The organism is Paenibacillus ihuae (assembly GCF_001368795.1).
Classification (GTDB): domain Bacteria; phylum Bacillota; class Bacilli; order Paenibacillales; family Paenibacillaceae; genus Paenibacillus_AQ; species Paenibacillus_AQ ihuae.
Genome location: NZ_LN831199.1, coordinates 184,190 through 192,133, shown reverse-complemented (window position 1 = coordinate 192,133; position 7,944 = coordinate 184,190). Strand labels below are relative to the sequence as shown.

Sequence of the window (7,944 nt, the reverse complement as noted above, 5' to 3'; positions counted from 1 at the left end):
AAGGGGCTGCGCTGGTGCTGCGCCTGTGTCCGCAGGCTGCCGTTGTGCCGGTTACGCTATACCACGGCCTGTTCCGCCATACGAAACCGGAGGCAACTCTTCTGGCCGGGGCTCCGCTTATACTTCCCTGGGGGGATATGGACAGGCGCAGTATTGCCCGGGAGCTTGAGGCAGCGCTTGGAGCACAGCTTGAGGCCCACAGCAGGCTGATCCTTAACCACAAAGGTTACATGCCGGCAAGCTTCAGGCCCCTGATGAAGACCGGAAGATCCACGAATGAATGGCTGGATGCCCTGAAAGGAAGGACTGGACGATGATAAGCCTCCTGCAAGGGATCACCTTTATCCTGCTGCTACAGCTGCTGTTTGCAGTATGGAATGCTGCGCAGCTTCCGAAGCTGGGAAGCCGGCTGAAGGGCAACACTCCTACAAAAATGCTGCCTATGGCTGATGTGCCGGTCCAAACGGTATCTGTACTGGTCCCCGCCCGTGATGAGGCAGAGGGGATTGCGGCCTGCCTTGCCTCCGTGCTGGATTGTGATCCCCCGGACGGCTGGCGGGCGGAAATCCTGGTGCTGGACGACCGCTCCAGTGACGGTACGGGAGCGATTGCCGCTGCAGCCGGACAGGGCCGCGTCCGGGTACTGCCGGGCCGTGAGCTGCCGGCAGGCTGGCTCGGCAAGTCTCATGCCTGCGCGCAGCTGGCGGAGGCTGCCGGCGGGAAATGGCTGCTGTTCCTGGATGCCGATGTTCGGCTGCGCCCGGGAGCACTGCAAGCGACCCTTGCTGCAGCAGAACAGCAGGGGAGCGGTCTGATCACCGGCTTCCCCCGGCAGATTACCGGCTCCTGGCTGGAGCGGCTGGTTGTTCCGCTAATGGGCTTCACAGTAATCAGCCATCTGCCGGTTATGCTCGTCCGGGGATCGCAGGATCCCCGTTTTGTGGCCGCCCATGGCGGCTTTATGCTGATCCGCCGGGACAGTTACACCCGCTGCGGAGGGCATGCAGCAATCCGGGGCGAGCTTGTGGATGGTATGGCTCTGGCCCGTGCGGTTAAGCATGCGGGTGAACCGGTGCTGCTGGCTGACATTACGGAACATGCTGAAATGCGGATGTACCATAATGCGGCGGAGGTGTGGAATGGCTACCGTAAGAACATCTATGCCGGCCTGGACCGCAGACCCTCGCTGCTGCTGGGCATATTGCTGCTCTATATGCTGCTATATGTGCTGCCTTATGCGGCAGCCGGTTACTTTGGCCTGACAGGAGAGGTGCAGGGTCTTCTATGGTCAGTTTGCGCGTGTGCGGCAGGCATGGCCGTGAAGCGGATCAGTGATTCTGCGGGCAGACAGCCCCTTTGGTACTGTTTCCTGATTCCGGCAAGCATCCTATGCCTGACAGGCATTGCAGTAAGCTCCTGGCGCGGCAGCCATTCCGGCCGGGGCTATGAATGGAAAGGGAGGAGATACCGATGAAACCGGAAGCAGTCATTATTGGCGCCGGATTCGGCAGCTTATCCTGCGCGGTGACACTGGCTGCAAAGGGCTGGAAGGTGACCGTGCTGGAACGGCAGCCCCGACCCGGAGGCAAGCTGCAGCGTATCACGCAGCAAGGTTATACCTTTGACAGGGGACCCAGTACGATTACAATGCCGCATGTTTTTCGTTCCCTGTATGAGCTTGCCGGTGAAACGATGGAAGACTATGTCCAGCTCTATGAGCTGGAGCCGCGGACACGCAATGTGTTTGCCGACGGCACCGTGGTGGATTTCTCGAAGAATGCCGGGTTTATGCAGGAACAGATTGCAGCTTACAGCCCCGCCGATGCTGCCCGTTATCCGGAGTTTATGAGCGAAGCTGCCGCGTTGTACCGTCTCAGTGAACAGCAGTTTCTGGGCAGACTGCTGCTCTCCTGGAAGGACAAATTATCTCCCGCCCTTATGCGCGGTCTCGTGCGTGTACGTCCCTTTCTCTCTCTGCATTCCCTGCTGGGCCGGTACTTTAGCCATCCTCACACCCTGGCGATGCTGGGCCGTTATGCTACTTATGTCGGCTCATCGCCCTTTCAGTCACCGGCGATTTTTGCCATGCTGGCACATCTGAGAGCCAGGAAGGGGTCTATGGAGTTCACGGCGGAACGTATAAGCTGGTGGAGGGGCTGGTTTCCCTGGCTGAGAAGCTGGGCGTTCAGGTGGTAACCGGGACAGAGGTTACAGAAATCTCCGTGAAGAACGGTGAGGTGGAAGGTGTAGAGACAGTGAACGGTTTCTATCCTGCAAAGACTGTAATTGCCGGCGGGGATGTGCTCAGCATCAACCGGATGCTGCTGCCCCGGCACACTCGCCCGGGAATGAGTGACCGCAAAATAGCTTCTTATGAGCCGTCGCTGTCCGGCCTCGTAACTTTGGCGGGCGTGCAGCGTAAATATGATACCCTGCTGCATCATACCGTATTTTTTCCCGAACAGTATGAACCGGAATTCAAGGATATCTTTAAGGAAAAACGTCCTCCGCGCGAGCCTGCTGTGTATGTATGTCATTCGGGCTATTCAGAGCCAGATATGGCGCCGGAAGGCGCAAGTAATCTGTTCATTCTGGCTAATGCCCCCTATTTAAGCGGTGTCTGCGACTGGAAGGAAGAAACTGCAGTTTACGGAAATAAGGTACTGGCGATGCTGGATGCACACGGAATTTCCGGCATTGGTCAGGCAGAAGTGCTGCAGCATTACACGCCGCAGGATATCGCTGATGATACCTTAGCTCACCGTGGAGCGATTTACGGTATTTCCTCCAATTCCGTGCGGCAGACATTTTTCCGGCCCGGAAACCGTTCGAAGGATGTCAAAGGACTGTGGTATGTTGGCGGAACAACACATCCCGGCGGAGGTACGCCGGTTGTATCGCTTTCAGGCAGGCTCGTTGGCGAAACCATCGCGAGGAGCCTATAATTCAGGTCTGGTGCAAGGCTGGTAAAATGACGTGCGGTGATATGCTATAATGAAGCAATGCTTGTGCAGATGAGGCCATATGGAAGGCTGCCGGGGCCTTCGCGTGTATATAGAGTGTGGAACAGGAGGAACGAGCATGAATCAGATGCCGCCGGGCAAACAGGAATTTAGCGGTTTAAGTCAAAGCGTAATGCCGCAGGCTGCAGACAAAGACAATACGCAGTCTGCGCCGCTGCTGCCTGCCTCCGGCACGGGGGAGCGCAAGCTTGAGCATGTGCGTCTCTGCCTGAATGAGGAAGTGGGCGGCAGCGGCATTACCACCGGATTCGAGCAGTACCGGTTCCGTCATAATGCGCTGCCTGAACTGAACTATGAGGACATTTCACTGCGTACCGTTTTCCTGGGACGTGAGCTGCAGACACCGCTGCTGATCAGCTCGATGACTGGCGGCAGCAAGGCGACCGGAGCGATTAATGCCCGGCTGGCCATTGCAGCGGGCCGCCGAGGCTGGGCGCTTGGTGTCGGCTCGGTCCGCGCTGCGGTAGAGCGTGCGGAGCTGGCGGAGACCTTCCATGTACGAGACAAGGCCGCTGGAATTCCGGTCATCGCGAATATCGGCGCCGTGCAGTTATCCTACGGCTTCGGCGCCGAAGAATGCCGGAGAGCCGTGGACATCGCAGGTGCGGACTGGCTGGTGCTGCACCTGAACGGGCTGCAGGAGATTTTTCAGCCCGAAGGCAATACCGGGTTTGCCTCCTTGCTCGCACAGATCGAAAAAGTGTGCCAGGCGCTGGAAATCCCGGTCGGTGTGAAGGAAGTCGGCTGGGGGATCGACGGCGATACAGCGCTCCGGCTGTATAATGCCGGTGCAGCCTTTATCGATGTTGCCGGTGCAGGCGGCACCTCCTGGAGCCAGGTCGAGAAGTTCCGCAACACCGATCCGGTGCGGCGGGCGGCGGCGGAGGCCTTCGCCGACTGGGGCATCCCAACCGCTGAATGCATCCGGGAGGTGCGGGCCGTGTCCCCGCACGGCGCGCTGATCGGCAGCGGCGGACTGAAGCACGGCGTGGATGCCGCCAAGGCACTGGCACTGGGCGCAGATCTCGCCGGCTTCGGCCGGAACCTGCTGGGACCGGCTGTGGATTCCGAGGAGGCGCTGGACCGGGCGCTCGCCCAGGTAGAGCTGGAGCTGCGGACGGCAATGTTCGGCATCGGCGCACCGGATCTGGCGGCTTTGCGCGCCAGCCAGCGGCTGCTCCGGCGGTAGAAGCAAGACGACATTTTAAGGAAGTAAGAGGGCTATAGCTAATGATTAAATTGGTCCAAATGGACGAACCGACATTTCAGTTTTTTTTAAATCAATCTACCCGTGACTATGCGGAGGATAAAATAAGAATCGGTGCCTGGGAAAAAGAGACGGCAATGAAGCTGTCACAGGAAGAAATGACCCGTTATCTGCCCCACGGCCTCTACACAGAAGGTGCCTACCTATATTCCATTGTGGAGACAGAGAGCGATGCCCAGGCCGGATACATCTGGTTCAACGTGATTGAAGGACGCCAGGGCAAAGAAGCTTTCATCTATGACTTCTATATCTTTGAACCCTATCAACGGAATGGATACGGATCTATGGCGCTGACCGCCCTGGATGAAGAAGCCCGCAAAATGAATGTAACGCGGATTGGCCTGCATGTCTTTGGGGACAATGACCGGGCCTTTAAGCTGTATCAAAAAATGGGCTTCCAGATCACCGATATCACCATGTCCAAAAAACTGTAGAGTGACCGCCGCACGAATGGCATAAAAGACTCCTTCGGGGGTCTTTTTGGCGTTTGGAGCTGGCCGATTCGGATTAGCCCGCGGCCTGCAGCCGCCTTTTATTTGGCACACCATCGGGACATCCGCTGTTGCTGGAGGTTTTGTTCTAATATATAATGGTTTAGATCAAGTCGGTAATTATGCGGTAGATCAATACAACCGAAAATAGGAGTTGTCATATAAATGGCTTTGAAAGCTGGTATCGTTGGACTGCCAAACGTAGGTAAATCCACATTATTTAATGCAATCACCCAAGCGGGAGCGGAATCCGCAAACTATCCCTTCTGCACCATTGACCCGAACGTCGGTGTCGTGGAAGTGCCGGACGAACGTCTCGATAAGCTGACCGAGCTGGTGCAGCCGAACAAGACAGTTCCGACCGCTTTTGAATTTGTTGATATTGCCGGACTCGTGCGCGGCGCGAGCAAGGGTGAGGGCCTTGGCAACAAGTTCCTGGCTCATATCCGCGAGGTTGATGCGATTGTTCACGTCGTACGCTGCTTTGTGGACGAGAACGTAACGCATGTAGACGGTAAGGTGAATCCGATCAGCGACATCCAGACAATCAACCTGGAGCTCATTCTGGCTGACCTGGAGAGCATCGAGAAACGCATCGAACGCTCCCGCAAAAACATCAAGGGCGGCGACAAGAAATACGCCCAGGAAGTTGAAGTTCTGGAGCGCGTTAAGGAAGCTCTCTATCAAGACCAGCCTGCACGCAGCGTGGAATTATCCGATGACGAGCGTCTGATCGTGCGTGATCTTCACCTGCTCACCCTGAAGCCGGTGCTGTATGCGGCCAACGTGGGCGAGGATGAAGTAGCCAGCGCCGAAGAGAACCCTTATGTTCAGCAGGTACGCGAGTTCGCAGCAGGCGAGAACGCCGAAGTGGTGCCGATCAGTGCGAAGGTGGAAGCGGAGATTGCTGAGCTGGAAGGCGAAGACAAAGCCATGTTCCTCGAAGAGCTGGGCCTGCAGGAATCCGGGCTTAACCGCCTGATCAAAGCAGCCTACAAGCTGCTGGGCTTGTACACTTACTTCACTGCAGGTGTGCAGGAAGTCCGCGCCTGGACGATCCGCAAGGGCACCAAAGCCCCTGGAGCAGCCGGTGTGATTCATACGGACTTCGAACGCGGCTTCATCCGTGCGGAAGTTGTAGCTTATGCGGACCTTTTGGCTGCCGGTTCCATGAACGGTGCCAAGGAACGCGGACAGCTCCGTCTGGAAGGCAAGGAATATCTCGTACAGGACGGCGATGTTATGCATTTCCGGTTCAACGTATAGACCAAGCTTTAACGCTTGAAGATAGAGAGGCCATTTCGTGGCGGGTTTCCGCTCCGGAGTGGCTTCTTTTTTACAGGCTGAATAGAATATCATCGCTAAAGGTACTGCATACTAGAATACAGGGCTGTACATAAAGAGGGTAAGTCCCCTTTTTTCAAAAGATTTGCTGTCTATGGACTATGCACTGTAGCCAATAAGCAGAATCGGTGATATAATATAAAGTCGTATATCTATTGTTATTGTAATCCATAATTTTAAGTATTTTTTCGAATATATTGAACCAGGAGAGGTGAATTCCCTTGTTGTTGGACCGATTGCAATCATTGGCGGACCGCTATGAGAAACTCAGTGAACTGCTTTGTGACCCGGATGTTGCAAACGACAGTAAGAAACTGAGGGACTATTCCAAAGAACAATCTGATCTGCAGCCTGCCTTTGAGGCTTATGCTGAATATAAAAATGTAATGGAAGAGCTTGAGGCAGCCAAGATGATGCAGGCCGAGAAGCTTGATGATGAAATGAAGGAAATGGTCAAAATGGAAATTGACGACCTTTCCTCACGCCAGGTGGAGCTGGAGGAGAAAATCCGCATCCTGCTGCTGCCGAAAGACCCGAATGACGACAAGAACGTAATCGTCGAAATCCGCGGCGCGGCCGGTGGAGATGAAGCGGCATTGTTTGCCTCTGACCTGTACCGGATGTACACCCGTTATGCCGATGCCCAAGGCTGGCGCGTCGAGCTGATGGATGTGAATACCAATGACCTGGGCGGCTTCAAGGAAGTTATCTTCCTTATTAACGGCCGCGGTGCGTACAGCAAGATGAAATATGAGAGCGGCGCACACCGTGTTCAGCGTATTCCTGCTACAGAATCCGGCGGACGGATTCATACCTCTACTTCAACCGTGGCGGTTATGCCGGAAGCGGAAGAATTCGAAATCGAGATTCACGATAAAGACATCCGTGTAGATACCTTCTGTTCCAGCGGAGCGGGCGGACAGTCAGTTAATACAACCAAATCTGCAGTCCGTGTAACTCATGTACCTACAGGGATTGTAGCCACTTGTCAGGACGGTAAATCGCAGAACTCCAACAAAGAGAAGGCTCTGCAGGTACTGCGTGCCCGTATCTCGGACCTCAAGCGTCAGGAAGAGGAAGCGAAATATGCCGGCGAACGCAAGAGCAAAGTCGGCACAGGTGACCGCAGTGAGCGGATCCGCACCTATAACTTCCCGCAGAGCCGGGTAACGGATCACCGTATCGGTCTTACCCTGCACCGTCTGGAGCAGGTAATGAACGGGGAGATCACCGATATTATTTCGGCACTGTCGATTGCGGAACAAGCGGAATTGATGGAAAAAGGAGAATAATGCTTTGAAACACGACTTCTATGTCATGTCGGAATTGCAAAGCATCCGGGAAGCCTTTGCGGAGGCTTCTTCTTTTTTGGACAAAAGCGGGTGCAATGAACCGCAGCGCAGCAGCCAGCTCCTGCTGGAGCATGTGCTGGGCTTGTCCGGTGCCGCCTATTATATGGCGCTGGCGGATCCTTTTCCGGCTGCGGTAAAAGCGGCCTGGGAGGCCGGAGTGAACCGCCGTGCGGCAGGTGAGCCGGTGCAGTATATCATCGGCGAGCAGGAATTTTACGGCCGGGCGTTCGAAGTGACGCCGGACGTGCTGATTCCGCGGCCGGAGACGGAGTTGCTCGTCGAGGCCATCCTGAAGTACGGCGCAGAGCTGTGGCCGGACGGGCTTGTCCCTGCCGCTGCAGGCGACGCGCGCGCGGCAAGGCCGCTGGCCGCCGTCGATATCGGCGCCGGCAGCGGTGCGATCTCCGTCACGCTGGCGGCGGAAGCGCCGGCGTGGCGGGTCTGCGCCGGCGACATCTCGCCGGGCG

The 7,944-nt window shown here is 56.2% G+C and carries 8 protein-coding genes and 1 pseudogene; all 9 read left to right on the top strand.

The features are described 5' to 3' along the window. Positions 1 to 317, top strand: a pseudogene (locus AQR02_RS32555) (lysophospholipid acyltransferase family protein); the annotation flags it as partial. Then, positions 314 to 1,474, top strand: coding sequence for a glycosyltransferase family 2 protein (locus AQR02_RS20545; protein WP_054942309.1), 1,161 nt, complete (start codon positions 314 to 316; stop codon positions 1,472 to 1,474). The pseudogene AQR02_RS32555 and the gene AQR02_RS20545, both read left to right, overlap by 4 nt. Continuing rightward, positions 1,471 to 2,196, top strand: a complete 726-nt coding sequence (locus AQR02_RS35350; RefSeq protein ID WP_342447487.1) for a phytoene desaturase family protein — start codon at positions 1,471 to 1,473, stop codon at positions 2,194 to 2,196. The genes AQR02_RS20545 and AQR02_RS35350 overlap by 4 nt, the downstream gene beginning before the upstream one ends. Next, positions 2,148 to 2,945, top strand: coding sequence for a phytoene desaturase family protein (locus tag AQR02_RS35345; RefSeq protein WP_342447486.1), 798 nt, complete (start codon positions 2,148 to 2,150; stop codon positions 2,943 to 2,945). Before AQR02_RS35350 ends, AQR02_RS35345 begins: the two co-directional genes overlap by 49 nt. 190 nt (positions 2,946 to 3,135) lie before the next feature. After that, positions 3,136 to 4,212: a type 2 isopentenyl-diphosphate Delta-isomerase gene (gene fni, locus AQR02_RS20535; protein ID WP_054942674.1), complete on the top strand. Its 1,077-nt coding sequence runs from the start codon at positions 3,136 to 3,138 to the stop codon at positions 4,210 to 4,212. Positions 4,213 to 4,253: 41 nt separating this feature from the next. Continuing rightward, on the top strand, positions 4,254 to 4,724 hold the full coding sequence (locus tag AQR02_RS20530; protein ID WP_245237640.1) for a GNAT family N-acetyltransferase: 471 nt from the start codon (positions 4,254 to 4,256) through the stop codon (positions 4,722 to 4,724). A gap of 222 nt (positions 4,725 to 4,946) precedes the next feature. Continuing rightward, on the top strand, positions 4,947 to 6,047 hold the full coding sequence (ychF, locus tag AQR02_RS20525; protein ID WP_054942308.1) for a redox-regulated ATPase YchF: 1,101 nt from the start codon (positions 4,947 to 4,949) through the stop codon (positions 6,045 to 6,047). 302 nt (positions 6,048 to 6,349) lie between these two features. Then, complete coding sequence (gene prfA, locus AQR02_RS20520; protein WP_054942672.1) at positions 6,350 to 7,417, top strand: peptide chain release factor 1; 1,068 nt, start codon at positions 6,350 to 6,352, stop codon at positions 7,415 to 7,417. A gap of 4 nt (positions 7,418 to 7,421) precedes the next feature. Beyond that, positions 7,422 to 7,944 (top strand): N5-glutamine methyltransferase family protein (locus tag AQR02_RS20515; protein ID WP_148449182.1); only part of this gene is annotated, 523 nt, incomplete at its 3' end.

Bases quoted from the DNA above. Each gene is read 5' to 3' on its own strand.
- ychF (WP_054942308.1), top strand. From the start codon at position 4,947: ATGGCTTTGAAAGCTGGTATCGTTGGACTGCCAAACGTAGGTAAATCC.
- AQR02_RS35350 (WP_342447487.1), top strand. From the start codon at position 1,471: ATGAAACCGGAAGCAGTCATTATTGGCGCCGGATTCGGCAGCTTATCC.
- AQR02_RS20530 (WP_245237640.1), top strand. From the start codon at position 4,254: ATGATTAAATTGGTCCAAATGGACGAACCGACATTTCAGTTTTTTTTA.
- fni (WP_054942674.1), top strand. From the start codon at position 3,136: ATGCCGCAGGCTGCAGACAAAGACAATACGCAGTCTGCGCCGCTGCTG.
- AQR02_RS20545 (WP_054942309.1), top strand. From the start codon at position 314: ATGATAAGCCTCCTGCAAGGGATCACCTTTATCCTGCTGCTACAGCTG.